The 23,107-nt window shown below is 44.1% G+C and carries 22 protein-coding genes and 1 pseudogene; 7 read left to right on the plus strand and 16 right to left on the minus strand.

The features are described 5' to 3' along the window. Positions 1-3: 3 nt before the first annotated feature. On the minus strand, positions 4-975 hold the full coding sequence (locus AC58UX_RS23200; RefSeq protein ID WP_497257081.1) for a patatin-like phospholipase family protein: 972 nt from the start codon (positions 973-975) through the stop codon (positions 4-6). Between the two features lie 121 nt (positions 976-1,096). Then, on the minus strand, positions 1,097-1,522 hold the full coding sequence (gene mntR / locus AC58UX_RS23205; protein ID WP_497257082.1) for a transcriptional regulator MntR: 426 nt from the start codon (positions 1,520-1,522) through the stop codon (positions 1,097-1,099). Between the two features lie 156 nt (positions 1,523-1,678). On the opposite strand from mntR, the gene splB reads away from it, so the two are divergent. Further along, complete coding sequence (gene splB, locus AC58UX_RS23210) at positions 1,679-2,740, plus strand: spore photoproduct lyase (protein ID WP_497257083.1); 1,062 nt, start codon at positions 1,679-1,681, stop codon at positions 2,738-2,740. 1 nt (position 2,741) lies between these two features. On the opposite strand, the gene AC58UX_RS23215 is transcribed toward splB, so the two are convergent. The 9 genes and pseudogenes from AC58UX_RS23215 to AC58UX_RS23255 all read right to left on the minus strand — a co-directional run. Next, positions 2,742-3,455 carry a cytochrome c biogenesis CcdA family protein gene (locus tag AC58UX_RS23215; RefSeq protein ID WP_497257084.1) on the minus strand — a complete coding sequence of 238 codons (714 nt, stop codon included), beginning with the start codon at positions 3,453-3,455 and terminating at the stop codon, positions 2,742-2,744. Between the two features lie 3 nt (positions 3,456-3,458). After that, entirely contained in the window at positions 3,459-4,259 is an 801-nt protein-coding gene (locus AC58UX_RS23220; protein WP_497257085.1) for a metal ABC transporter permease, read from the minus strand. Between the two features lie 53 nt (positions 4,260-4,312). Next, positions 4,313-5,092 carry a metal ABC transporter ATP-binding protein gene (locus tag AC58UX_RS23225; RefSeq protein ID WP_497257086.1) on the minus strand — a complete coding sequence of 260 codons (780 nt, stop codon included), beginning with the start codon at positions 5,090-5,092 and terminating at the stop codon, positions 4,313-4,315. A gap of 39 nt (positions 5,093-5,131) precedes the next feature. Beyond that, positions 5,132-6,046, minus strand: coding sequence for a metal ABC transporter substrate-binding protein (locus AC58UX_RS23230; RefSeq protein ID WP_497257276.1), 915 nt, complete (start codon positions 6,044-6,046; stop codon positions 5,132-5,134). A gap of 150 nt (positions 6,047-6,196) precedes the next feature. Continuing rightward, on the minus strand, positions 6,197-6,649 hold the full coding sequence (locus AC58UX_RS23235; protein ID WP_497257087.1) for a hypothetical protein: 453 nt from the start codon (positions 6,647-6,649) through the stop codon (positions 6,197-6,199). Positions 6,650-6,765: 116 nt separating this feature from the next. Further along, positions 6,766-8,766 (minus strand): methionine--tRNA ligase, encoded by a 2,001-nt coding sequence (gene metG, locus AC58UX_RS23240; RefSeq protein WP_497257088.1) that lies wholly within the window; start codon positions 8,764-8,766, stop codon positions 6,766-6,768. Positions 8,767-9,171: 405 nt separating this feature from the next. Next, positions 9,172-9,396: a membrane protein insertion efficiency factor YidD gene (yidD, locus tag AC58UX_RS23245; protein ID WP_497257089.1), complete on the minus strand. Its 225-nt coding sequence runs from the start codon at positions 9,394-9,396 to the stop codon at positions 9,172-9,174. A gap of 117 nt (positions 9,397-9,513) precedes the next feature. Next, a complete protein-coding gene (locus AC58UX_RS23250) occupies positions 9,514-9,927 on the minus strand; it encodes a hypothetical protein (protein WP_497257288.1) in 414 nt (137 codons plus the stop codon). Between the two features lie 6 nt (positions 9,928-9,933). Next, positions 9,934-10,098 (minus strand): annotated as a pseudogene (locus tag AC58UX_RS23255) (transposase family protein); the annotation flags it as partial. A gap of 625 nt (positions 10,099-10,723) precedes the next feature. Between AC58UX_RS23255 and AC58UX_RS23260 the strand changes: the two are divergent. The 3 genes from AC58UX_RS23260 to AC58UX_RS23270 all read left to right on the plus strand — a co-directional run bounded on the left by AC58UX_RS23260 (position 10,724) and on the right by AC58UX_RS23270 (position 13,888). Continuing rightward, complete coding sequence (locus tag AC58UX_RS23260; RefSeq protein ID WP_497257090.1) at positions 10,724-11,359, plus strand: DsbA family oxidoreductase; 636 nt, start codon at positions 10,724-10,726, stop codon at positions 11,357-11,359. Next, the gene (locus AC58UX_RS23265; protein WP_497257092.1) at positions 11,356-13,449 is read left to right on the plus strand and encodes an LTA synthase family protein; all 2,094 of its coding nucleotides are present in this window, start codon (positions 11,356-11,358) and stop codon (positions 13,447-13,449) included. Before AC58UX_RS23260 ends, AC58UX_RS23265 begins: the two co-directional genes overlap by 4 nt. Before the next feature lie 61 nt (positions 13,450-13,510). Continuing rightward, a complete protein-coding gene (locus AC58UX_RS23270) occupies positions 13,511-13,888 on the plus strand; it encodes a YmaF family protein (protein WP_497257278.1) in 378 nt (125 codons plus the stop codon). Position 13,889: 1 nt separating this feature from the next. On the opposite strand, the gene AC58UX_RS23275 is transcribed toward AC58UX_RS23270, so the two are convergent. Both AC58UX_RS23275 and AC58UX_RS23280 read right to left on the minus strand, forming a co-directional pair. Then, the gene (locus AC58UX_RS23275; RefSeq protein ID WP_497257094.1) at positions 13,890-14,867 is read right to left on the minus strand and encodes an aldose 1-epimerase; all 978 of its coding nucleotides are present in this window, start codon (positions 14,865-14,867) and stop codon (positions 13,890-13,892) included. Continuing rightward, the gene (locus AC58UX_RS23280) at positions 14,864-15,766 is read right to left on the minus strand and encodes a CPBP family intramembrane glutamic endopeptidase (protein WP_497257096.1); all 903 of its coding nucleotides are present in this window, start codon (positions 15,764-15,766) and stop codon (positions 14,864-14,866) included. The genes AC58UX_RS23275 and AC58UX_RS23280 overlap by 4 nt, the downstream gene beginning before the upstream one ends. A gap of 154 nt (positions 15,767-15,920) precedes the next feature. Here AC58UX_RS23280 and AC58UX_RS23285 point away from each other — a divergent pair, with 154 nt between their 5' ends. Further along, the gene (locus AC58UX_RS23285; protein WP_497257098.1) at positions 15,921-17,270 is read left to right on the plus strand and encodes an ATP-binding protein; all 1,350 of its coding nucleotides are present in this window, start codon (positions 15,921-15,923) and stop codon (positions 17,268-17,270) included. A gap of 33 nt (positions 17,271-17,303) precedes the next feature. Further along, positions 17,304-18,026, plus strand: a complete 723-nt coding sequence (locus AC58UX_RS23290) for a response regulator transcription factor (protein WP_497257100.1) — start codon at positions 17,304-17,306, stop codon at positions 18,024-18,026. On the opposite strand, the gene AC58UX_RS23295 is transcribed toward AC58UX_RS23290, so the two are convergent. Continuing rightward, a complete protein-coding gene (locus tag AC58UX_RS23295) occupies positions 18,023-18,868 on the minus strand; it encodes a YitT family protein (RefSeq protein WP_497257280.1) in 846 nt (281 codons plus the stop codon). The two genes, AC58UX_RS23290 and AC58UX_RS23295, sit on opposite strands and share 4 nt — an antisense overlap. A gap of 230 nt (positions 18,869-19,098) precedes the next feature. Between AC58UX_RS23295 and AC58UX_RS23300 the strand changes: the two genes are divergently transcribed. Next, complete coding sequence (locus AC58UX_RS23300) at positions 19,099-21,213, plus strand: LTA synthase family protein (RefSeq protein WP_497257102.1); 2,115 nt, start codon at positions 19,099-19,101, stop codon at positions 21,211-21,213. A 57-nt stretch (positions 21,214-21,270) separates the two neighbouring features. Here AC58UX_RS23300 and AC58UX_RS23305 read toward each other — a convergent pair whose 3' ends face one another. Together AC58UX_RS23305 and AC58UX_RS23310 are read right to left on the minus strand one after the other, a co-directional pair. Further along, positions 21,271-22,290, minus strand: a complete 1,020-nt coding sequence (locus AC58UX_RS23305) for a Gfo/Idh/MocA family protein (protein ID WP_497257104.1) — start codon at positions 22,288-22,290, stop codon at positions 21,271-21,273. A 30-nt stretch (positions 22,291-22,320) separates the two neighbouring features. After that, the gene (locus tag AC58UX_RS23310; RefSeq protein ID WP_497257106.1) at positions 22,321-23,091 is read right to left on the minus strand and encodes a sugar phosphate isomerase/epimerase family protein; all 771 of its coding nucleotides are present in this window, start codon (positions 23,089-23,091) and stop codon (positions 22,321-22,323) included. Positions 23,092-23,107 lie beyond the last annotated feature (16 nt).

The following is a 23,107-nucleotide window of genomic DNA, read 5'->3' on the forward strand; positions in this document are numbered from 1 at the left end:
AAACTAAGTTTTTATTGGCGGCCGCATCACATATTTCGCATAGTTTTCTTCGTATGTGCTGGCTGACCAGTTTTTGAAGTACGCTTTAGCTGACAGATAACCTGACTCATACAGCGACATACTTAGTTCTTTAGAGATCGTAAACTGTGTATTCCCAACACCTAGCGTGGGGATTTTCACGGTGCGGAAGCGATTCTTTTGCTCGATGTAGCGTTCATCATGTGCACTCAGCATGGTGCTGAAAAGCGCTTCGAGCATCGTGATCGGCCCGCGGATGGTATGCGTAGGCGTATCGCTCTTCCCGACAAGCTGGAAGCCGATAACAGGTGTCAGCTTCATCTGTGGCATCGCTTTATCGAACACCCACAATGGGAAGTTGCTTAATAAGCCGCCATCCACAATGTACGTAAACTGCTCTGTGAAAGGCATAGCCTTCGCAGAGCTTTTTATTTGGCTGCGAATTCGGACTGGATCGAAGAAATATGGAATGCTTGTGCTCATTCTCACGGCCTTGGCAACCGACAGCTTGCCTGGCTCGATGCCATATTGCGCGATATCGTTCGGCAGAACCAATAGCTTGCCATGGGTAATATCCGAAGCAATAATACGCAGCTGATTGGGTTTAAGATCTCCAAAGGTGCGAATACCTTTAGCCGCAAGCTGTTCATTGACCCAATGTTCCAAGGCTTCACCGGAATAGAGTCCTTTTTTGAGCAACAAGCGCGCGGCAGGGCCGATGATTTTCGTATTGAATATTGGAGAGCGCTGCATAAACGACTTAAATGGCGCTCTAAGGATCAATTCCCTCATTTCTTCACCCGTATAGCCTGCTGCCAGCAGAGCCGCGACAATCGAACCAGAGCTTGTACCTGCGACTTCATGAAAGGTATACCCCAGTTCATTGGCCGCTGTAACGCCACCAGCCAGCGCGATTCCTTTTACGCCACCACCTTCAAATACCCCGTTGATCTTCATACACCGCATCCCTCCCTTGCACCACTTTCATAGGGCTTCTTACGTATGTATGCGATAGCAGTTTGTCTCTATTCCCACATTCCGACCAAATAAAAAAGACAGAGCCCGTAACGGTCTCTGCCTAATTCTCTGCCTCTAATTCTTTGCGAACATTCATAAGTTCATCTGCTCGACTCGGATCTCTTCGGAAATATTCCAATAAGGTTTCAATACAAGTAATGGAATCCCAGCTCAAGTGGTGCTCAATACCTTCGACATCCTTATATATATTATCCTCATGGACACCTATCGTCATCAGAAAATTCTCTAAAAGCTCATGCCGATCCATCAAACGTTTGCCCATCTTCTTGCCTTTTGGCGTTAAGATCAGACCACGATATTTTTCATAGATTAAATAATTATCTTTATCTAACTTTTGAATCATTTTAGTCACGGAAGAGGGGTGCACTTCAAGCCCTTCAGCAATGTCGGAAACACGAGCATAGCCTTTCTCATCAATAAGCTTGTATATTCTCTCCAAATAATCTTCCATACTTGGCGTAGCCATTGCTATATTTCCCCCTGCTGTGCGTTTTTCAATCCATACTGCTTACCTATCATAATCCATCTACCCAGATGCGGTCAAATCTCCCATGATTCCTTAAGCCTTCTTTTTGGCACACTAAAATAATAGATTACTCTTCCGAATTGTAAAGGAGGCCCTATGTCTACGGAACTATTAACAAGACCGACACCAAGCACGTCGATTTTTGTGCCAGAGCTTGTTTATTTTGAACCAGATGCCATGAATTATCCGAAAGGAAAGCAAATATATGAATGGGCTAAACAAGAAGGCCTAGATATTCATATGACGACTTCCCATAATCAAATACGTGATTTACCCGGGGAATCGGAATTAGATAAATATCGGATTGCCAAGCGGACGTTAGTCGTTGGGATAAGGAAAACGTTAAAGTTTGAAACGTCCAAGCCTTCCGCCGAATATGCGATTCCGATCGCGACTGGATGTATGGGACATTGCCATTATTGCTATTTGCAAACAACGATGGGCGCGAAGCCTTACATTCGTGTTTATGTAAATATCGACGAGATACTCGGTGCAGCCAAGGCGTATATCAAGGAACGTGAGCCAGAAATCACCCGCTTCGAAGCCGCGTGCACCTCGGATCCTGTCGGTCTTGAGCATATCTCCGGCTCACTCAAACAGTTGATCGAGTTCATGGGTGAACAAGAACACGGCAGGCTGCGGTTTGTCACAAAATATCATCACGTGGAGCCTTTATTGGATGCCAAGCATAACAAGCATACCCGTTTTCGTTTTAGTGTAAATGCCGATTATGTCATTAAAAACTTCGAGCCCGGCACCTCTCGATTTCACGAAAGAATTGAGGCGGCAGGCAAAGTAGCCAAGGCCGGATACCCGCTTGGTTTCATCATTGCGCCTATTATATGGCATGAAGGCTGGGAGGAAGGCTACGCCACACTGATTGATAAGCTGTACAATACGCTTCCACCTGAAGCCACCACGGACCTTACTTTCGAGATGATCCAACATCGCTTTACGAAGACAGCGAAAAATATTATCGAGAAGCGATATCCCAAGACGAAGTTGGAAATGGACGAAGAAAAAAGAAAATATAAATGGGGCAAATATGGGAAAGGCAAATATGTGTACAAAGATGAACAAGCTACCGCGTTGAGGGAATTTATTACGGAACACATTTTCGAAAAGTTCCCTCAAGCGAAGATTGAATATTTTACTTAATCTAAAATTTCAAGAAATCCGGTGTAATCGAGTTCAACCAAAGGGTGATTTGCGTCATTTTACCCGTATACAGAAGAATGGCGATTACAATCATCAAGCCCCCGCCAATTTTCATGATCGTTTGGGAATAGCGCAAAATCCATTTGGTTGAACCGATAAAAAAGGAAAGTATGAAGAACGGAATCGCGAAGCCAAGTGAATACGATGTGGTAAGTTGGAACCAAGTGCCAGGTTCTGTCGCAGCTAATGCAAGAATTGCAGATAGAATTGGCCCTACACATGGCGACCAGCCCGCTGCAAAGCCCATGCCGACGAACACGGAGCCCACATAACCTGCAGGGCGGAATTTAATCGACAACTTACGTTCTTTCATTAGCCATTGCGGTTGAAAAATACCGAGTAAAAAAAGTCCCATGACAAATATTAAGAGTGCAGCAATCTGTCTGAGCAAGTCACGGTAGTCAATGAAGAAGCTACCTACGAAACCTGCAGTTAAACCTAACGCGTAAAAAATGATGGAAAAGCCAAGGATGAAACTTAAGGTGTGGATCATCGTTTGACGCCGTACTTGAACAGTTGTTCTTCCTGACTTCAGTTCACTGACTGAAATACCAGTTATGTAGGATAAGAACGATGGATATAAAGGCAGACAACAAGGTGAAATAAAGGAAGCAATCCCCGCCCAGAGGGCGATCCATAAATTAACGGAATCCATAATTTATATCCTCAATCCTCTTTTTAAAATAATCCCGATCAATATAGCTATGAGGCTCAGAACGACCGTCCCTCCAGGTGCCAGATCCCATATTCCAGCTACGACAAGACCAACGACTACGGCAATTTCTGAGAATAAAATAGCTAAAAAGACAGAATGTTTGAAACTACGTGCAATCAACAAACTGCATGCGACTGGAATCGTCAACAATGAGGAAACCAAAAGCGCCCCTACGATTTTGATTGCAACAGAAATGACAAGTGCAGTAAGCATCGTAATCATCATATTATAAAATTTCAAAGGAAGTCCACTTACGCTCGCGGCATCTTCGTCAAAAAACATTAAGAAAAACTCTTTGAAGTGAAAAACAATGACACCGATAACAAGTACACATACAACTAAAACGACCCATAAATCCGTGGAATCAAGGGTATAAATACTTCCGAACAAATAACTCATCACGTTCATATTAAAGCCTTTGCCCAATGTAAAAAGAAGCGTTGCCAGTGCTACCCCGCCTGACATGATGATGGCAATGGAAAGCTCTGCGTAGGTTTTATAAGCCTTCCGCAGACGCTCGATAGCGAAGGAAGCAAGCAGTGCAAACACTAATCCCACACCTAAAGGGTACACATTGATTAAAAAACCAAGTGCTACGCCGGCGATGGAAACATGAGCTAGGGTGTCCCCGATCATAGATAGCCGTCTGAGAACAAGAAAAACGCCCATTAATGGCGCTGTAAGCCCGATCAATAAACCACCTATTAATGCGCGCTGAAAAAAGTACTCTGTAAATATGTCCAAAATGCCCGCTCCTTAACGTTTTCCAAAGGAAAACTGACTTCGTAAGCATAACCTTACTGAACTCCGATCATCTCTCGAATCTGGCCGAGTGAATGTGTTAAATTCGTCTCACGGCAATCTTCCGGATCATGGGTATGCTTCACATAAAACTTAATACCGCCGCTAACTTGCTGCGGCTCTGTGCCAAGATAGGATTGAATCATGTCCATATCATGGGAGACCATGATAAAGGTCATATGATGATGCTGATGCATATGCTTGATCATTCGGAAGAAACCGATCTGTGTTTCTGCATCAATCCCCACCGTTGGCTCATCTAAAATGAGCAACTCGGGGTTGTTCACGATCGCACGCGCCAAGAAAGCCCGTTGCTGCTGCCCCCCGGAAAGCTGACCGATCCGACGATCCGCTAAATCCTCAATGCGCATCGCTAGCATCGCATCTTCTGCTTTTTGCAGTTCGGCTTTCGATAGCCGACGATAGACGTTCTTTTTGTTGTACATGCCGGAAAGTACAACTTCTCTTACCGTTGCTGGGAATAGCGGATTGAACGCGTTTTTTTGCGGTACATACCCAATCCGTTCCCAGTCCTTGAATTGATTCAACGGCCGATCAAACAATCTGATCTCTCCACTCGTTGGTTTTAACAAGCCAACTAGCATTTTTAGCAGTGTCGTTTTTCCAGCCCCGTTGGATCCAATTACACCAACAAAATCCCGCTCAAACACATTAAATTGCAAATTGTTGATGACCGTTTTATTTTCATAAGAAAATGACAATCGATCGATCGAAATGATTTTCTGATGGCATAACATTTTATCACTATTCTCCATCTGCTTACCCCTGACTAACCAAGAATGGTCATGCTTACTTTATTGTAACGCGATGACGAGGTTTTTCAAATTTTTGTCCATAATCGAAATATAATCTTCGCCAGCATCTAACTGTTCTTTCGTAAGTCCCTCAAGCGGATTAAGTACTAGCGTGTCTACATTCGCATCCTTCGCAAGCGTCTTTGCCAACTTATCCGAAACAAGTTCCTCGAAGAAAATATATTTGAGTTGATGTTCCTTAATAAAAGCGTTAATTTGCTTTAAATCCTGCGCAGTAGGCTCAGCATCTGGTGATAAACCCATGATCGACATTTGAGTCAAGCCGTAATCTCTACATAGATATGCAAATGCATGATGAGATACAGCAATTTCTTTTTTAGCTGTTTGAGCAAGCTCTTTTTTGTATCTATTATCTAACTCCGTTAATTTCGCAGCATATTTCTGATAGTTTTGCTCGTAAACATCTTTATGTGTTGGATCCGCTTCAATCAATGCTGTTTTAATATTATTAGCCATTTTCTGTGCATTTAACGGGCTTAACCACGCATGTGGATCAAATTCTTCTTTTTTATCATCAGTTGTGATCAAATTAGCCCCTTTACTAGCTTCGACCACACGAACCGTTGACTTGTTTGATAGACTGCCCAGCGTATCTTTGACCCAGCCTTCAAAGCCAGCGCCTTGATAAACGAAAAGTTGCGAGCCCGACATATTTTTAATATCTCTGCTTTTTGGAGACCAATCATGCGGTTCCACACCAGCAGGAACTAGATTAATTACATTCACATGTTCGCCGCCAATTTGCTTTGTGAAATCATACAAAGGATAAAAACTAGTAACGACATTCACTTTTCCTTCAACTAATCCAGCTTTGGAATTTCCACAGCCTGCGATACAAAACGCAGCAATCATCACTATACCTATGTAGATAAACCGCTTAGCATGTCTTGTCATTTCTTCAGCACCCACTCTAAATCGTAATTTTTATCATTAACGATTTGATTATACGAGTAGGCAATATGCAAAGTCAATATATCTTGGGTGGAAAGTCAAAAAAGCCAGCTGTTGTGTTCACAGCATGGCCATTTCTTATTTTTCAGGAATTCAGCTAGATTCTTCCTCTGACTTATCTTTATCTTCCGTCGCTTCCGAGTCCCCAGAGTCTTCAGAATCACCAGAGTCACTAGAGCCACCAGAATTGCCAGAGCCCGAAGAATCGCCAGATCCTTCTCCTTCTGTCTTCGCTTCTTTGGCTTTTTGTTTTTCCTCGCTGCTGCCCTTCGTAGGTTTGTCTGCTTCTTCTTTTAGCTTTTTATAACGTTCCTCGGACTCTTTAATGAGCTTCGCATTTTGCTCTTTTTTGTATTCAATCACTTCATTAAACATCTGGTACTGCTTTTTCAATTCTTGATCGATTACACTTTCTTTACTTTTAGCCTCAGCTTGCTTCTTCTCCTCTTCCTTTTTCTTCTCGCCCCCACCGAATAACGAGCAAGCAGTCAAAGTGAAGATCAAAAATACAATGGTGATCCCTTTTACAATGCGCCCTATTTGCATACCATTCACTCCGTGGTTAGTTTCCTTTAGCTTGCCCGTTGTCATCAAAATTACCCCAAACAGCAAAGACCCTATCCCTGAAAATTCAGGAATAGGGTCTCTAGTGTTTGCGGTTATTATTTCACGATCGCACCGTTCGGCATAGCATCCGGAACGGTCGCTAATGTCAATTGATCGCCGTGTGAAGCGGCGAGTATCATGCCTTGCGACAGCTCGCCGCGCAGCTTGGCGGGCTTCAAGTTCGTGACGCAAATCACCTTGCGTCCAACCATATCATCCGGCGAGTAGAACTTCGCGATGCCGGAAACAACTTGGCGCTGCTCGTAGCCGAGGTCAAGCTGCAGCTTGAGAAGCTTATCGGCGCCTTTCACAGGCTCCGCGGAAATCACTTGCGCGACGCGCAGCTCCACTTTGGCGAAATCGTCGATACCGATTTCGTCTTTGGGCTCCGGCGCGGGTACAGTTGATGCAGCAGGCACAGAAGCTGCAGCTGCTTTTGGTTCCTCGGTGCTCTCAGCAGCACCGCCGCCCATAGCCTCGACGATATAGGCGACTTCTGCCGCTACGTCGAGACGAGGGAACATGGGCTCTCCCTTTTGCACCTTGGTGCCGGAAGGGAGTTGCCCGAAGGACTGCACGCTTTCCCACGCAGTCAAGCGAGGTAAATCTTCAGCTGCTAAGCCCAGCTGCGCCCAGATCAGTTCCGGTGTCTTCGTCAAGAACGGACGAAGAAGTACGGAAGAAATGCGCTGCGATTCCGCCAGCACATACATGACGGAGCCTAGCGTTTCGCGCTTGGCTTCATCCTTCACCATCGACCATGGCTGCGTTTCGTCGATGTATTTATTCGTGCGGCTAATCAGCTGCCACACCGCGGATAGCGCGATGGAAAACTCCATTTTCTCCATCGACTCTTCGTACTTCGCTACAGTCGAACGAACCGTTTCCAGCAGACTTTCGTCAAACTCAGTTGCCCCAGGAATATAAGCTGGAATCGTACCTGCAAAATACTTATCGATCATCACAATCGTACGATTCAGCAAGTTCCCCAAATCATTCGCAAGATCATGATTCACGCGCTCAACGAAGCTCTCTGGCGTAAACGTTCCGTCCGCTCCGAATGGTACTTCGCGCATGAGGTAATAGCGAAGTGCATCCAAGCCATAACGGTCAATAAGCGTAACAGGATCCACAACATTCCCCTTCGACTTGGACATTTTGCCATCTTTCATAAGCAGCCAACCGTGGGCAAACACCTTTTTCGGCAACGGCAAATCAAGCGCCATTAACATAATCGGCCAATAAATCGTATGGAAGCGTACAATTTCCTTACTCATCAAATGCACGTCAGCAGGCCAATACGTTTTGAAAATCGACTCGTCATCAGACCCAAAACCTAGCGCCGTAATATAATTTGAAAGCGCGTCAATCCAAACATAAATAACATGCTTCGGATCACCAGGCACTTTAATGCCCCAGTCAAAAGTCGTTCTGGAAACAGCCAAATCCTCTAACCCTGGCTTAATGAAGTTATTCAACATCTCATTCTTACGGGATTCCGGCTGAATGAAATCAGGGTTTTCTTCGTAGTATTGCACCAAACGATCCGCATACTTGCTCATCCGGAAGAAATACGTTTGTTCCTTCATTTTCTCAACTGGACGTCCGCAGTCAGGACATTTCCCATCAACTAGCTTGCTCTCAAGGAAAAAGGATTCATCCGGAATACAGTACCAACCCTCATATTCACCTAAATAAATATCGCCTTGATCCAGCAAACGCTGAAAAATCTTAGAAACAGCATCCTTATGACGATCTTCCGTTGTACGAATGAAATCATCATAGGAAATATCCAGCTTCGCCCATAGCTCTTTAATGCCAGACACAATATTATCTACAAATGCTTGGGGTGTTGTGCCTTTTTCTTGTGCCTTGCGTTCAATCTTCTGACCATGCTCATCTGTTCCAGTTAAATACCTAACATCATACCCGCGTAATCTTTTGTATCGCGCCATTGCATCTCCCGCAACAGTCGAATAAGCGTGACCAATATGGAGCTTATCACTTGGATAATAAATTGGCGTTGTAATGTAAAACGTTTTGGATTGCTCAGACATCATTCGTTCCTCCAATAGTGAATTATAGAAAACATAAAAAACCCTCATCCATCTTGGGACGAGAGTTGAACTCACGCGGTACCACCCAGGTTCCCCCGCCTTTCACAAGCTCGGGGCTCAGTAAGTCTATGACGACTTGCCCATTAACGCTGGGACACGAGGCCAGCTTACTCTCTGCAACTTTGTGTATGCATTGCATTACACGCTAGTGTCGAGTAGCTCGAAGGCCTATTCTCCGGGACCATATTCCAACCATTCTCCTATACCGGCTTTCACCTGCTCCGGCTCTCTGTTCATAGGCATCCGATTGTACTTATCCGTTCATCGAAAAAACAATATTTAGCATCTTTAAGCACAATATATCGAAAAAAAGAACCACATGTCAAGCTGACAGAATTCACTAAATTAATTTATCCTCTTTGCAGGTACGTGATCCACACCGCCAGGGTGAAACGGATGACATTTGCAGATCCGTTTCGTGGCTAACCAAGACCCTCTCATGGGTCCGTGCACCTCTATCGCTTCTAACGCATATTGCGAACATGTTGGATAGAATCGGCATGTTGGTGGCTTCAATGGCGAAATAAACTTCCTATAAAAATGGATGGGTGCTTGTACAACCCTTTTCATCTTCAATCACCTAGCTCTTCATTCAAAGTAAATAGTATAGTAATTTCCTTCACTATTCATCTTGCCTGAAATTAGGAAGCACGTCAAATAAAGCGATAACCGCCACCTTTATCATTTTCACAACTGAAAACATTTCAAAAACCGTGGATATAAATAAATGGACACTAAGCTTTTCATTAATGATTTTATATTTACATATGGTGATTTCGATTCCATATATGCTTTGAGATCAAACCGATCCCACAAATTCACCTTTCTTTTAGGCGCAGCCGGTTTCGTTTTCACTGATTCAGAGCGAGAAGCTTTCATTGCTTGAAATGCAGATAAGCGACTTTCCTCAACGTTGAATGCAAAGCATATTTTTTGAATCAATAGTTTCGCACTTCGATAATTTATTTGTAAAAGCTCAGATAATCTGTATGCTGTCACTTCTGCACCATGCTCAAATAACGTCTGGATTGCCCTGAACCAGGTTAGCAAAGGAAGTCTCGATTTGTGCATAATAGTGCCCGCAGTAATCGAAATTTGCATCCTACACTCTTTGCACTCCAATAATTTGCGAGTACGAATATGGAAAGCTTCATGATGATCGCATCGTGGACAATGAAAACCGTTCGACCAACGCAAGTTCATAAGAAAATCCTCACACGCCTCTTCTGTTTGACAAGTTGACGCATCACTAGCGACTGATAGAAGATTCATTGCCCTCACCCCACTATAAGAACTTATGTTCTGTGTGGTTCAATTATACCAAACTTATGTTCTCATGTAAATATATTCTATAAAAATTTTACAATTTAATCCATATTCCAAGCGATATATTAGGTCAAAAACAAATTCTGTGATATGTACAATACGCCAATACATTCATACCAAATCAAATAGAATATTCCACTCAGCTCAGCTCATCATCTTCTCTTCTCTTCTCTTCTCTTCTCTTCTCTTCTCTTCTCTTCTCTTCAAATTTTTACTTCTTACTTCTTACTTCAAATTTCAAACAACTCTTCTCAATCTACGTACTTCGTCTCCCACCCCTCATGCTTCATTCCTCATTCATCTTGTAGTTAGCACAGAATTCAGTTTTTATTGATGGATACGCTGGTCTAGATGATGCTAGTGATAACCTGCTCAGAGAATTTATTTATTGCAGTTAGCTCAGAAAATGATGCAGGAGATTACATTACCTGTTTGGAGGACATTGGGTTGTGTGAATGTCATGTGTTCATCATGGTGACAATGAGCGGGTTTAGGTTATAATGTGGGATGGAGATGAAGCGAGGCTTTTTGACATTATTTATTCATTTTGGATTGAAGGAGTTTATTCGATATGATGATTGAGATATTTCAGGATTTGGTGTGTCCGTGGTGCAGGATTGGGAAGAAGAATTTGATGGATGCCCTGGAGTCGTTTACAGGGGAACCGGTTGAGATTCATTACCGTGCTTATCAGTTGGATCCTTCGACGCCTGTTGAGGGTGAGCATTTTGAGACGCTTATGCGAAATAAATTTCGTGCGGATGCGGATAAGTTGCAGGCGATGCTGGAGCAAGTAACGCAGGCTGGGCGAGCGGCGGGATTGCATTTTGATTTTACGCAGGTAGAAAAAATGCCAAATACGTTAAAAGCGCATCAACTCATTGCGATAGCACCTGACGAGATCAAAAAGCAGCTTGTTGACGATTTGTTCAAGGCTTATTTTGAAGACGGCAAGGATATTGGGGACGTGGAATTCCTTTTAGATGCTGCTAGTCAACTAGGTATGGATAGTCAGCAAACGCTCTCTCGCCTTCAAGCCAAAGAGGGGCTAGAGCAGGTTGAAGATGATCTTGATTTTGCTAGTCAGGCCGGCGTGACAGGGGTCCCGTTTTTTGTAATTAATCGGAAATATGCGTTAACTGGTGCTCAACCAGCCGCGACTTTTCTACAAGCTCTTGAGCAAATCCATGCTGAAGGTTCGAAATGACTAATTTAATAAAACCTCTAAAGCTATTGCCTACTCGTTTCATGATCGTTATTCTTCCATTTCTATTGATGTATATGGTTGAATATTTGGAAAGGGGCTCTTTTAAGGAGCTTCATCACTGGATTTCGACTTATCCTTTGGCGATGGTGCTTGCTTATTTCGTTGTTGGCGCTTTGTATTTGTTTCTTATCGCTGTGACTGGTCGAGTTAAGTTGTCATTTTGGATTCTTTGTGGTGTTTTGTTACCACTAGGAGCGATCAGCGGCAGTAAGTTAAAGGCCATTGGCTCGCCTTATTACCCATGGGATCTGTATTTTAATAACCAGCTTATGGAGTATAGGAAGTTTTTGAACGGGTATGTAACAAACGATATTATGGGTTACTCTCTACTATTTCTAATCGTTATAACTTGTCTGTTTCATCTCATACTGCGAAACCATAAGATTAGGTTCAACTGGATTGAGCGTAGTATTTATGGTGTGATTGCGATTGTTATGGCGACGAGTTTGTATATGGATAAACCTATCGCTTTCACGAAATTATATGGGATTTACACGGTTCCATGGGATCAAACGATTACTTATGATGAGAATGGCTATTTGTATTCTTCTGTGCAGATGTTGAACTTTTTGAATGTGGCGAAGCCCGATGGGTATAGCAAAAAAGCAATAACAAACCTATTGGAGCAAATACCTGAGAAACCCGCTGCGATTGAGAAAAAGCCGAATATCATTGTATTGCTGGGTGAGTCATTCTTTGATCCGACACAGATGAAAAATGTCACGTTCAGCCGCGACCCAATCCCTCATTTGCATGAATTACAAAAAAAGTACACAAGCGGTAAGATGTTGTCTCCCCAATTTGGTGGAAGCACGGCTAATGTGGAGTTTGAGGTTTTGTCGGGGAATTCGATGCGTTTTTTCGGGAAATCGCCTGATAAAATTATCCCTTATATTGAATATATGAATCATGGCGTAGATTCTTTAGCTAGCATTACTACTAGACAAGGATATACAGCTACAGCGATCAATCCGTTTTTCAGTTATTTTTTTGATAGTCGCAAAGTGTATATGCACCTTGGATTTTCACGATTTATTTCCAGTGAGTATTTCCCAAATGACTTCTCGGGGCCTAACTATGCGGATCGTGCGGTTGTGAACAAGATAGTTGAGGAAACGGAAAAAAGTGCTGGGCCTGATTTTGTATTTGCCAATACGATGGAAAATCATCATCCTTATCCTCCTAATAAGTTCAGCAAGAATACGATTCAGGTCACGGGAGATATTTCGGCTGAGTCAAAAAGTATTTTAGAAACTTACGCACAAGGTATCACCGCTACGGATCAGGCGCTTCAAGATCTCGTAGATTATTATTCAAAAAAGGCAGAGCCAACGATTATTTTGTTTTTCGGGGACCATTTCCCGTTCTTCGAGGAAGATTATAAGGTCTACCGGGATGCCAAATATGTGCTGCCAGATGACCCCGATTTGTATACCAAGACGCATTACACACCATTTGTGATATGGAACAATTTCGTTCCTGCCGATCAGGAGAAGCTGAATCTGACATCAAGTCCTTCTTTTTTAGGACCGATGTTGCTGCATCTAGCTGGTGTTCAAGGTAGTTATTATACGGATTATTTATATGATCTATCTAAAAAAATACCTGTAATACCGCCGCAAGACATGTGGTCTAAATATAACATTCAAGAGAACGATCTCGCAGGGTATGAGAAGCTGCAGTATGATATTCTCTTTGGCGGCCGTTATGCTTATGAGGCAAAAGGGTATAAAGATACGATCGTTCAGCCTTCATACACACTAGGGTATGGTGATCCTGTAATTTCGAAGATCACACGCGTTGACAATAAGATTCTGGTGACGGGTACTCCTTTTTACTCTTCCTGTAATGTGTATGTGGATGGAAAAGAAGTGAAATCGAATTTCGATGGTAAGGACACCTTATATGTTGATTTAACAGCCAATCCCGCGATAGAACCGAATAAACCACATCAAGTTGAAGTGCGCGTATACGATGATAAAAAGATGAAAATTGGTCAATCCAACCTTTATCCGATGCCGTCGTCATGACAAAAGCCCCCTTTGAATAGGATGAAGCATATCCTACTCTTAGGGGGCTTTGTGTGTGGTGATGCTTATTCCACCAGCTCATGTTCATTTTTTCTCAACGATTACATCGGAATCATTAGGACACCATCATCTTTTGCGCCTGTATACGTTCAATGTGAACGGGACTTCTTATGATCAACATGTCCATCAGTACCAAGGTATTTCCGGCATTAAATATGGCCATTATCATGCTTACTATGGCATTACAGGACCGCCAATCGCATTGGCGAATGGGAACCATATTCATTTCCTCCAAGGTGTTGTTGATCAAAATCTACACAATACAAGTAGAAGGGGCGCATTGGTGAAATCTGCCCAAATGGAAGGCTTGATTGCTCAGCTGCATCAACATGCCTATCAAGGTTATTCGTCCCTTGGGTTTGGGTATGAGCCTTGGTAACTTAAAGTTCTTCAATATGTATAGCCCAATTGAAAGTAAAGGTCTCCCCTGGCGCTAAGGCTTGCGCGCCTGAGAGTTCGGACGGATACGATTCATTGAACACGTTCATGATGCTTGTGTAGGGTTCCAGTGAAACAGCTTGCGACCACGGCGCTGTAAAAAGTACATGAATGGGAAAATTATCTCCCATGTCATAAATCAGTTTCGTGCCGCGAGCTTCGTAGGCCAGCTCGCATTTTTGCGGTCCTGGCGCGATGCTGAGCATCTGGGAGCCGCCAGGGTAGCCCGGCAGCGAGGAGACTATCGCGCCGTTCTGTAAGGCCGCTGTGAGCGCTGTCGGCGCAGGCTCACCAGCCGCAAACCCACCCGCGGTTAACGGCCATTCGGCCGTCGCGGGGATGGTTACCCGCACGCGGCTAGCTTCGCCTTCCGCGAACGCGAAGTACGGGTGAAAGCCAAGCGACAGCGGCATGGAATCGCCGCCACGGTTGGCTATTTCACCGCTGAGCGACAGCGTACCGTCCTTCAGACGGTACGTGAAGCGGAAGCATGCGGCGTGTGGGAAATACGCCAGCATGTCCGGGGTCTCCGCGATGTTAAACTCCGCGGAGACATAAGCCCCGCCAGCCGCGTCAGCGCCGCTGGCGACGACCTTCCACGGCCGCTCGCGCAGCTGGCCGTGGGCGTGATCTGGCTCCCGATTCGCCGGGAGCCGGTATTCGCGGCCACCGAAGGTGAACGCCGCGTTCTTGACGCGCCCCGGCGGGAACAGAATGGGCACGCCGTAGCGCGAGGAATTGACGCGAAGCTCCGACAATGCGTCGGGCTTCGCGATGTAGCTGTGGTTCCACACATCGAAGCGGAACAGGTGGAAGCCGACGGCCGGAATAATTTCGGCCACGGCTTCTGCTTGATGGTCGACGAGTCTTAGCGTCGACTCCCCTTCCCACTCACTATGTATTAGTTCGTACTGGCTCAATGATGAATCCCCCTTAGTGAATTAAAACGATTGCGTGTTTGATAATAGTTATAAATCATTATGATCCCAAGCACAAGAATAAAGCTCGTAATTAAGCTTCCTTCAGCTCCAAAAGAACCGCCCGAAACAACGATAGAGCCCCGCGTTTCTGTCGTAATAATTGATGACATCGGAATGCCTGAAACGTCAAAACCGAATACACAGCCTTGCATGAAATTCCACGCCAGATGCAGTCCCACAGGCATCCACAGACTGCCTGAGTACTCGCGACACAAGCCCATCAATAGTCCTGCCAACAAAATATTGATAAATGGAAACACCGTGCTCCACATCCCTGGATTAAAGCAATGGAGCAGCGCGAAAAACAGCGTCGATACGCCCACGGCTACTTTGGGGCCAAATCGATGTTTCACGATGCCTTGTAAATACCCGCGTGCAAACAATTCTTCATTGACCGCTACGCCAATAAAGAGTAGAAAGCTTCCGCCAATTTCGTACCCCTTCGTCAAACTCCATTCGGTACGAACAACATCGATGCCGCCGAATAGCCATATCCCTAAGCTGCTTAAGGTAATTAACGCAACGCCCCAGGCGAAACCTTCTGTTACATGTCGGCCAAGCTTTACAGGTTGCAGCCCCAGCGTCCATCCTTTTTTCTTTTCAAATAGTGAAAATGCCAACCAAACACCGCTAATAAAGCCTACGATTTGTGCCCATAAAGACGCTTTAATAAAAAAAGGATTACTAGTGACAGCATCCATGCTTACGATGAGATCAGGGTTTAGTTTTACTGCAATAATCGCAGCAGCAATGGAAAGAATGACCGTGATGACGATGATAAAAATGAGGGATAACAGTACTTTCCCTACAATTTTGAGGATCGGGAATTCTTTTTTCATCTTTACTTCGATTTTACTTCACTCCTCTCATATACAACCAATTCGAGCAATGTTGCCCTAAATCCTTCCATTTCTAAGAAAGGATTCTCTTGTGCAAACGAATTCGCCATGCCACAATAGGACTAATACAACGAATTGATTGATGGAGGAACACATGCTTTTTGTCCTTTTCGCTCTATGGTTCATCGCATCAGGTCTCCTCATCGTAGACCCAACTTCCCGTACGATGCGCTGGATGAGCGCAGTCGCTTTTACTGGTGGTTCAGGCGCCCTAGCGGCCGTTATCTCCGCGGATGTCATCCCCTATTTCGAGCAAACAGCGCCTAATCCACAGCTGAGCGCCTTATTTTATCGCATCATGGGCATCTGCTCATTGCTTTCCTACTATGGCTTACCTTACTCTTTCGCGATGCTGGCCTTAGCCTATCATTCAACTTGGCAAAAGCCTCTCCTGCGGACTTGGTTGCCGCTCGTTTTGCTCATACCGCCCATCGCTTGTCTACTTATATTGCCAGGGTATACCGAAGAAATGCCCATAGACTTCCGTGTAGTCGCGACTTGGGCCTTCCCTTATATTTTCATAGGTTCCATTCTGATTGTACTAAAAAAAGAACATCTCCCAGCCATGAGACGAACGCATTTGTTCACATGTCTTGCATTACTCCCGCCGATTCTTTGTGTTGGCGTTCTCAATTATGTCATGCCCAGCTTTGGGTTTTACCGTTTGTGGATTTATCACGTGTGGATTTTGGCTTTTGTTGTGCCTTTCTTCGTATTTACGTTTTTCAAATACGGATTTCTTGGCATTCGACTACTCATTGAGCGTCGTAAGCTGGATTCAACGCTCCGCGCGATTACATCCGGAACCGCAATTCTAAATCACGCGATCAAGAACGACGTCGGAAAAATGCGTTTATTTTTAGAAAAAATGAAGCAGCACGCCGAAGACACCCAGCAAACAGAACTCATTCAAGATATTCATGTGATCATGAAAGCTTCTAGACACATCCAAGATATGATTAGCCGCGTACACGAGCAAACACAAGAGCTTCCGCTGCGCGTTTCACAGGTGAATGTACGTAAAATGATTCTAGATGTCATAGAGCCTCTAGAGGCTTCCTTGGGCCCGATTCAAGTTCAACTAGAGCTGCCTGACAGCCTGGAACTCCGTCTTGATCAGATTCAAGTTGCGGAAACGCTAACGAACATCCTGATGAATGCCATCGAGGCGATGAGCAGCGGCGGAGAGCTCTCTATTAAAGCTTTTTCAAACAAAAAAAATATCGTACTAGAAATTAAAGATAAGGGAATCGGCATGGAAAAAGCCACCCTCAAACAAGCTGTTGAACCTTTTTACACGACGAAAACCGGTAATCGAAATAACTTTGGACTAGGTTTGGCTTACTGCTACAGCGTCATGAAAAAACACGGAGGAAGCTTGGAAATCAGCTCTGAACCAGGTAAAGGTACTAGTGTTTATTTGACTTTTCCGGGGCAGCGATAAGGCGATAGAGAAGCAGAAGAAAGGAAGTTCCAGATGGAAGCAATACGCATACTTATCGTGGAAGATGATCTTGATTGGCTCCGCGGTTTAACGAATTTTTTGAATCGTCAAGGGGATATGACAGTTGTGGAGAGCCGATCTACAGCAGATGAAGCTCGCGCGTTATTTACACAAGGGGTACCATCTGCTGATGTCGTACTCATGGATATTATGCTTCAAAATGAACCGGCTGGCATCGGTCTTGCAGAGCAAGCCTTTTTATTATGGGGAGCGAAGGTTATTATGCTGACCTCCATGGAAGAAAAGGATTTTATTTTCCGTTCCTTCCAGGCCGGGGCAATTGACTACCAAATTAAATCTCGATTCGAGGAGCTTCCAGGCATTATTCGAGCAGCGCATGCTCGCCAATCTGCGATTAATGCAGCTGTTGCTGAGCAAATGCGAGAGGAATTCCGCAGGCTCAAACGGTTAGAGCAGCAATTTAAAATCAAAGAAGTTCGTGATCTCATCACCCCAACGGAACTTCAGGTGCTTGATATGATTGATCAAGGGCATACGCAGACGGAAATTGCGAACCGGTTCTTCATTTCGTTACGAACGGTAAAAATTCATGTGGGTCATATTCTGAAAAAGCTAGGAAGTCCGAGCAGCAAGGATGCCGCTCAGCAGCTAAGAAATTTAGGCTTTTTTGAGCGAGGAACTTCTCATAAGGATTTGCAAAAGGAAAAGGATAATGAGAAGGAGAAATCCGATTAGTGGATATCTCGCTTCTTGAATCTTCCGCCTTTGACATCGTGGATATTGCCGACAGCAAGAAACGCTTTAGGGTCCAATCCATCCACGATGGATTTTAGTTTGGCTTCTTCCAGCCGCGTAATCACGCAGAAGATAACTTTCTTGTTATCTCCAGAGAAGCCGCCTTCACCCTCGAGATAAGTAACGCCGCGGCCCAAGCGATCGAGGATCGCTCCCCCAATTTCTCTAAAGTTATCACTGATGATCCACACTGACTTCGACTCGTCGAAGCCTTCGATGGTGACATCAATCATTTTATAAGCTATAAAATATGCAATTAATGAGTACATCGCACGGTCCCACGTGTAGACGAACCCGGCGCTTCCGAGAATGAATAAGTTGAAAAACATAACGATTTCGCCGACGGAAAATGGAATTTTCTTTGAAACCAGAATCGCGATGATTTCGGTTCCGTCCAATGATCCCCCAAACCTGATGACCATCCCAACGCCGATGCCGAGGATAATCCCGCCAAATACCGCGGCTAGCAAGGGATCATTCGTTAGCTCCTTTACTGGATGCAGCAAAGCCGTGCCTGCCGACATGACTAAAATAGCGAAAAGCGTAGATAAAGCGAAGGTTTTACCAATTAATTTATACCCGATAAATAAGAAAGGAATATTTAACAATGTCAAGAACACGCCGATTGGCCCTTGTGTCAAATACGAAAGGATAATTGAAATCCCCGTTATGCCCCCATCAATAATGCGATTCGGCACTAAAAAAATTTCTAACCCCACAGACATTAACACGGCCCCAATAAATAAGAACAATCCTCGACGAAAAAACGCACTCTTTGTCATTTTTCGATGTTGAAGCTGCCTCACTGCATTTCTTTTTAGCTGTAGTTGTTCTTTTGCCATATTGAGTCCCCTCCTACCTTGTCTACCTATATATAAGTATTCTTGATATAACCACGATTTTCCTGCAATCAATCTATTATTTCATAGAGATACCATCGAATAATGTCGAAAGGCATGGTATAATATTTGATGTTCCAAGGACTTTTAACTTATATATAACAGGAGAAACTATGAAACAAAACTTTGAGCGTTTGCTAATGGTCATTCGGCCAAGACTGCCCCTTTTACTGCTTGCAGTCATCCCAGTGCTGATTATGGAGATTTTAAGCCGCGGGAATTATATTGAAATGATGTCATGGAGCTTCAAGCATGTTCTCGAGCTTCTTTTCAATGAATGGATCGTCGTAAGCCTTCTATTGATTTTCATTGCAATCATTGGGCGCACACGTATCGCCTACTGGGTGATTGCCGGATTTCTCATCATCCTGGCGCTCATTAGCGGCGTAAAGCTCAAAATATTAGGCGTGCCACTCACGCCTTGGGACTTAGTTGTAGCGGGCGAAGCCTCCGATATGGTGAAGTATTTATCCAACATTTTGACCTTCAATGTACTATCCGTCATACTCCTGTTTCTTGTTGGCAGTTACTTCATCCTCTACCGTACAACCATGTTTATTAAAAAAGTAGCTTTAAAAGAACGAGGAATTCTAGCTGGAATTGGTCTCTTGATGTTTTTGGCCGTTTATACTGACCTGCCTCTGCCTGTTCAGAAATGGTTCGGCATCGAAGCTGCTGTCTGGAATCAAGTTCAAAACACCAAAACGAACGGTTATGCACTTGCCACAGTTTTGAATACAAAAGCCATGTTCTCGGATCACCGCGAAGGCTATGATGATAAAGCGGTTGAGGCGATCGTGAATGCTTCACCGAAGCCGCCAATTAAAGCTGGAGATTCTGCTACACCAATTAAGCCGAACGTCATTGTTATTTTAAGCGAAGCTTTCTGGGATCCAACGGTGATTCCTGGCGCTAAGTTCAGCAAAGACCCGATTCCTTTCTTCCATAAACTACAGAAGACTGGAACAAGCGGTACAATGCTTTCGCCGCAATATGGGGGCGGAACGGCCAATGTTGAGTTCGAGGTGCTAACAGGTAATTCAATGCGTTTCTTACCGCAAGGATCGATCGCTTATAATCAATATATTTCAAATGAGGTTGACTCATTAGCAAGTATTTATGCACGTCAGGGATACACATCCACGGCGATTAGTCCATTTTACAATTGGTATTTTAACAGTAATAAAATTTATCAAGATTTTGGCTTTTCCAAATATATTCCGATTGAATATTTCAAACCGAACTACTCCGGTCCTTATATCGCGGATAGCGAGGTTGCTGCGAACATTATTCATGCAACGGAGCAAAGTTCAGGCTCTGATTTCGTCTTTGCGAATACGATGGAAAACCACTTCCATTTCTACCCTGGCAAGTTCCCGAAAAATACGTTTGACGTCACAGGCAACTTCTCCCCATCTTCAATTGGGATGCTAGAAACGCTTGCGCAAGGTATTAACGGGTCAGATAATATGCTGAAGGAATTAGTTGAATATTATGAGAAAAAAGGGGAGCCTACGATTATCGCTTTCTGGGGAGATCACCTGCCAGCGCTTGGCGATGATTATGCGACCTATATTGATACGAAGTATATTAACGGCAAGGATGACCCTGATTTCTTGAAAAAAATGTACAGTGTTCCGTTAGTTGTGTGGAACAATTTTGATACAGAGCGTAAAGATAAATTGAACATTAGTCCTTCTTTCTTAGGGCCTTATCTCCTTGAATTATCAAAGCAACAAGGCAATTATTATACAGACTTCTTAACGCAGCTAGCTAAAAAGTATCCGGTTATCCCGCCAAAGGATCATTTTGCTGAAATGAACATCAAAGAAGAAGATCTCAAAGATTATGAAACACTGCAATATGATATTCTTTTTGGAGATCGTCATGCCTACAAAAACTATACAACACCAATTATAGATCCTAAATATATGCTCGGTTTCGGACCTATTACTTTAGATAAAGTAGAAGCCGATTCACAGGATATTTCCGGACGCAGCAGCATTACACTAACCGTAACGGGAACGAATCTCCCACCACTGGGGTACGTTACATTAAACGGTAAAGCTCTGACGACGACCTGGAAAGATGAGCATACCGTTACGGCCGTGGTTGATGGGCAATTACTCAAAACCGGTCTGTGGGACATCCAAGTGAATGTGAAGGATTCCAAAGAAACGATTGTCGGCAAGTCTAACTCACTCTCTATTGATATTGGCGGACGTTAAACAAGGAAAAAGCTCATCCCACATGGGATGAGCTTTTTTTCTATACAATCAGCAATATTATAGATTAATGATTTTGCCAGTAGCTTCGGATTCGAACGCTGCAAGGATGACTTTCAACGCTTGGTAGCCCTCTTCACCTGAAATACGAGGCGGTTGATTATTAAGAATGCTTGAAACGAATTCATCGACAACGCCGCTTGTTACTTGTTTCTCATTCGTTGATACTTGACCCACTTTGTAACGCTCAACCGAGCCATTACGCAGCTCAACGATGACTTGATCATTCGGATCTGTATCGATTTTGATAACACCGTTCTCACACCATAGAACAGTGGAGTTATCTTGGCCTTTGTAGTACGTCCAGCTCGCTACGAGGGAACCTGTTGCACCGCTTTTCATACGAAGCAAGCAAGTCGCGTTATCGTCAACGTCTGTACCATCCTTGTGAAGTGTACCAACAAAAGCTGCTACTTGAGCAACTTCATCAGCAAGCAACCAACGGATCAAGTCGGACTTGTGAACGCCAAGATCGCCCATTGCGCCCATGATTGCTTCTTCTTTGCGGAAGAACCAGCTCTCACGACCATCAACGCTCCAGCCCTCAGGACCTGGATGACCGAACGATGTACGGAAAGTAAGAACTTTTCCAAGTTTACCTGATTCCAAAATTTCTTTCGCTTTCACATGCGGAGGCATTAAACGTTGGTTGTGACCAACCATTAAATATACGCCATTTTTCTTCGCAGCTTCAATCATAGCCTCGGATTCAGCAGCTGATGTAGCCATTGGCTTCTCAACTAGCACATGCGCACCCGCATTCGCCGCGGCGATGGAGATTTCAGCGTGAAGGTAGTTCGGTGTACATACGCTTACTGCGTCAACTTTTTCAGCTTTCAACATGTCAACGTAGTTGCTGTAAGCTTTACCGCCATGAAGTTGTGCGTAATGCTCAGCTCTCTCGATGATCGGATCTACGAAGGCAACAAGCTCAACGTTCGCATTTGATGCGTATTCCGGGATATGTCTATGCTTGGAGATGGAACCACAGCCAACAACGGCTATTTTAATTTTACTCATGAGATAAATGCTCCTTCAAATTATAATAAATTAGTTATGAACGTTTAAGTAGTGCTCTTTCACCCAGTTAAAGCTGTTTTCAATGCTTGTCAAAGGTGCTTTCTGGCAGTGATCTTGTTCTACGACAAGCCACTCAACACCAGCTTGCTCAGCAGCAGTAATGACTTTCTCAAGCGGAACATCGCCAAGACCTAGCTCCAAAGTAACCAATTTGCCTTCCGCATCCTTCGTGAAATCCTTGAAGTGAACCAATGGAAGACGTCCTGCGTATTTCGCAATGTAAGCTAGCGGGTCTTGACCAGCGAATTGTACCCAACAAACGTCCATTTCAACTTTGATTGCATCATTATTTGCATACATCGCATCGAAAACAAACTCATCTTCCACTTTGTAATGGAATTCGAAGTCATGGTTGTGGTATAGGAACTGAAGTCCTTGTTCTTGCGTTTTCACAGCAAGTGCTTGGCACTCGGCAATTAGCGCTTTCCATTGTTCAACGGACTCACGCTCTTCTGCACCAACGTAAGGGCAAATCGCATATGTAGCCCCGATTGTTTTCAAGTAATCAATCTCACCTTGAAAATCATCACGGAATCTTTGTAAGCTCACATGGCTTCCGAAAGCTTTCAATCCAAGCTCATCAAGAAGCGCTTTTAGCTTGTCTGCAGGCATATCGTAGTAGCCAGCAAACTCAACACCTTCATATCCTAATTTCGCAACATGGCGAAGTGTACCTTCCATATCACGTGCCATATCATCTCTCAAAGTGTACAATTGAAGACCAATTCCTAAACGTCCCATTTGTTCTCCTCTTTTC

This window comes from Paenibacillus sp. J22P90 (assembly GCF_059692195.1).

What these genes read in the sequence shown, in the direction of transcription:
- AC58UX_RS23270 (WP_497257278.1), top strand. Translation starts at nt 13,511, where the DNA reads ATGCTTATTCCACCAGCTCATGTTCATTTTTTCTCAACGATTACATCG.
- AC58UX_RS23285 (WP_497257098.1), top strand. Translation starts at nt 15,921, where the DNA reads ATGCTTTTTGTCCTTTTCGCTCTATGGTTCATCGCATCAGGTCTCCTC.
- AC58UX_RS23280 (WP_497257096.1), bottom strand. Translation starts at nt 15,766, where the DNA reads ATGAAAAAAGAATTCCCGATCCTCAAAATTGTAGGGAAAGTACTGTTA.
- AC58UX_RS23200 (WP_497257081.1), bottom strand. Translation starts at nt 975, where the DNA reads ATGAAGATCAACGGGGTATTTGAAGGTGGTGGCGTAAAAGGAATCGCG.
- AC58UX_RS23290 (WP_497257100.1), top strand. Translation starts at nt 17,304, where the DNA reads ATGGAAGCAATACGCATACTTATCGTGGAAGATGATCTTGATTGGCTC.
- AC58UX_RS23265 (WP_497257092.1), top strand. Translation starts at nt 11,356, where the DNA reads ATGACTAATTTAATAAAACCTCTAAAGCTATTGCCTACTCGTTTCATG.
- AC58UX_RS23310 (WP_497257106.1), bottom strand. Translation starts at nt 23,091, where the DNA reads ATGGGACGTTTAGGAATTGGTCTTCAATTGTACACTTTGAGAGATGAT.
- mntR (WP_497257082.1), bottom strand. Translation starts at nt 1,522, where the DNA reads ATGGCTACGCCAAGTATGGAAGATTATTTGGAGAGAATATACAAGCTT.
- splB (WP_497257083.1), top strand. Translation starts at nt 1,679, where the DNA reads ATGTCTACGGAACTATTAACAAGACCGACACCAAGCACGTCGATTTTT.
- AC58UX_RS23250 (WP_497257288.1), bottom strand. Translation starts at nt 9,927, where the DNA reads ATGCAAATTTCGATTACTGCGGGCACTATTATGCACAAATCGAGACTT.
- AC58UX_RS23295 (WP_497257280.1), bottom strand. Translation starts at nt 18,868, where the DNA reads ATGACAAAGAGTGCGTTTTTTCGTCGAGGATTGTTCTTATTTATTGGG.
- AC58UX_RS23230 (WP_497257276.1), bottom strand. Translation starts at nt 6,046, where the DNA reads ATGACAAGACATGCTAAGCGGTTTATCTACATAGGTATAGTGATGATT.
- AC58UX_RS23235 (WP_497257087.1), bottom strand. Translation starts at nt 6,649, where the DNA reads ATGCAAATAGGGCGCATTGTAAAAGGGATCACCATTGTATTTTTGATC.
- AC58UX_RS23215 (WP_497257084.1), bottom strand. Translation starts at nt 3,455, where the DNA reads ATGGATTCCGTTAATTTATGGATCGCCCTCTGGGCGGGGATTGCTTCC.
- AC58UX_RS23260 (WP_497257090.1), top strand. Translation starts at nt 10,724, where the DNA reads ATGATGATTGAGATATTTCAGGATTTGGTGTGTCCGTGGTGCAGGATT.
- metG (WP_497257088.1), bottom strand. Translation starts at nt 8,766, where the DNA reads ATGTCTGAGCAATCCAAAACGTTTTACATTACAACGCCAATTTATTAT.
- yidD (WP_497257089.1), bottom strand. Translation starts at nt 9,396, where the DNA reads ATGAAAAGGGTTGTACAAGCACCCATCCATTTTTATAGGAAGTTTATT.
- AC58UX_RS23300 (WP_497257102.1), top strand. Translation starts at nt 19,099, where the DNA reads ATGAAACAAAACTTTGAGCGTTTGCTAATGGTCATTCGGCCAAGACTG.
- AC58UX_RS23305 (WP_497257104.1), bottom strand. Translation starts at nt 22,290, where the DNA reads ATGAGTAAAATTAAAATAGCCGTTGTTGGCTGTGGTTCCATCTCCAAG.
- AC58UX_RS23225 (WP_497257086.1), bottom strand. Translation starts at nt 5,092, where the DNA reads ATGGAGAATAGTGATAAAATGTTATGCCATCAGAAAATCATTTCGATC.